This is a genomic window from Streptomyces torulosus (assembly GCF_001419765.1).
Classification (GTDB): domain Bacteria; phylum Actinomycetota; class Actinomycetes; order Streptomycetales; family Streptomycetaceae; genus Streptomyces; species Streptomyces torulosus.
Genome location: NZ_LIRK01000740.1, coordinates 1 through 2,077 on the forward strand (window position 1 = coordinate 1; position 2,077 = coordinate 2,077).

Annotated in this window: 2 protein-coding genes; both read right to left on the reverse strand. The window is 75.3% G+C overall.

The window, feature by feature from the left end; all coding sequences use genetic code 11:
- Positions 1–933: serine/threonine-protein kinase (locus tag AOK23_RS38840; RefSeq protein WP_157878284.1), on the reverse strand; the 933-nt coding region annotated here is incomplete at its 3' end.
- Between the two features lie 156 nt (positions 934–1,089).
- Positions 1,090–2,077, reverse strand: a 988-nt coding sequence (locus tag AOK23_RS38845) for an SMI1/KNR4 family protein (protein ID WP_055717170.1), incomplete at its 5' end; no start/stop codon positions are given.

Below are 2,077 nucleotides of genomic sequence, written 5' to 3' on the forward strand. Positions count from 1 at the left end.
CGCCGGGACGGTGCCCATGGTGGGCGCCGGCCCGAAGCCGCCGCCACCCCCGCCACCCTCGCCGCCACCACCCCTGCCGTCACTGTCCCCGGTGCCGCCGAGGTCGACGGTGTCGAGATCGACCGCGGCGAGGGCGTCGCGGAACGCGCCCGCGTCGGAGAGCCGGTGCCGCGGGTCGGGGGCGAGTGCGTACCGGAGGGCCGAGTTGAGGCCGGCGGGCACGCCGGGCAGGTCGGGGTACGGCCAGGTGTGGCGCACGATCAGCTCGGCGAGGCTGAGCTGGGTCCCGTCGTCCGGGTAGTGGGGCGGGCGGCCGCGCAGCAGCGCGTAGACGGTGGCGGCCAGGGAGTAGAGGTCGCCGGCGGGGGTGGGTTCGGCCATGTGGAAGGCCTCGGGCGGCGCGTACGCGGGGGTCAACGCCTCGCGGGTCACGGACAGTTCACGGCCGGGCCTGGGCATGGCCGCGAGTCCGAAGTCGGTGAGGGCCACGCCGCCGTAGCGGTTGACCATGACGTTGCCGGGTTTGATGTCGCGGTGCAGGACGCCCGCGGCGTGGGCGGCGGCGACCGCGTCCGCGAGGCCCACGCCGATGTCGCGCGCCTCCTTGAGGGGCAGGGGTCCCTGCCGGTGCAGCCGGTCGCCCAGGGAGCCGCCGGGGCACAACTCCAGCACCATGTAGGGGCGGTTGTCGGCGAGGACCCCGGCGTCGTACACGGGCACCACGTGCGGGTGCCCGGAGAGCTGCCCGGCCGCCGTGACCTCCCGCAGGAAACGCTGCCGGTCGCGCGCCGAGGACAGCACCCGGCTGTCCACCTTCAGCGCGACCTCCCGGCCCACGGCCAGTTGCCGGGCCCGGTACACGGTGGCGAACCCGCCCTGGCCCAGGACCTCCTGGACCTCGTAACCGGGCAGTTCCGTTCTGTCGGGCTCCATGGTGCCGTCAACCCCCAGCGCGCGGCCACGGGCAGCACGTCCGCCCGAGGATGAGCCGAGACTCTAGCCGAGCGCGATGACACCGGGACGCCCCTGGAGGGACGGGCCTGCGGCCCACCCGCACCCGCCGACGCCCCCGAGTCACCAGGCGGACGTTCAGCCCGCGTCCCGGCCGATCGGCCCGAGGTCGCCCTCCACGCGGGTCCGGATGATCGGCGGGCGGTTCCAGAGGGCGAGGATCTCGTTGGCGAGGTCGACGACGGGCAGCGGGTCGGCGTCGTGGCGGGGCTCGACGGAGACGGCGAGCAGGGTGCGCGGGACCGCTCCGGCGTCGAGGAGCACGCGCCAGTCCTCGGGGCAGAGCTGGAGGTACTCCAACCCGGTGAGCCGGCTGATCTCCAGCGGGTCGGCGAGGGTGCCGGGGTAGGCGGCGAGGGTGCGCAGGCGGGGCAGTCCGACGACGGGGGCGAGACTGAGCGGCTCGTCCTCCCAGACGCCGATGCTGAGGACCTCCAGTCCGGGGTGGGCGGCGGCCTCGACACCCGGCACACCGCGGAAGTTGACGTGGGCCACCACGGGCGGCCCGTCGTCGGCGCGACGGCGGCGGCCCTGCCGGGGCCCGCGCAGCACCAGCTCGGTGAGGGAGTCGGCGACCAGGCCCGCGCCGATGTTCTCCTCATGGCTCAGGATGATGATCTGCCCGACGTGTCCGCCCGGCCCGGGGGTCAGGTCGACCGCGAGGCGGTCGCCGCCGCCGTTGTCGCCGAAGGCGATCCAGCCCGGCGAGCCGACGAGTCCCTGCACCGCGGCGTCGGGCGGGGTGACGACCGCCTCCTTCGCGGCGAACCGCCACAGGGAGGGCCGGGAGGCCACGTCGGCCACATACAGGTCGTCCAGGGAGAACAACTCGCAGCCGACGGCGTCGTACTCGCGCTCCGCCGCCGCGTGGTCGTCGCCGTGGTCCTGCCAGCGGGCCCGCGTCACCCGGTACAGCACCTTGAGTTCGTCGGGCAGGGCAACGCCGAGGCGCTTCTCGGCGGCGGCGATCTCCTCGTCCGTCGCACCGGTGGCTCGGGGCATCCGCTCGCGCAGTTCCCGCTCCAGTACCTCCAGGTCCGCGGTCGGGGCCGGGGCGGCGCCGGGG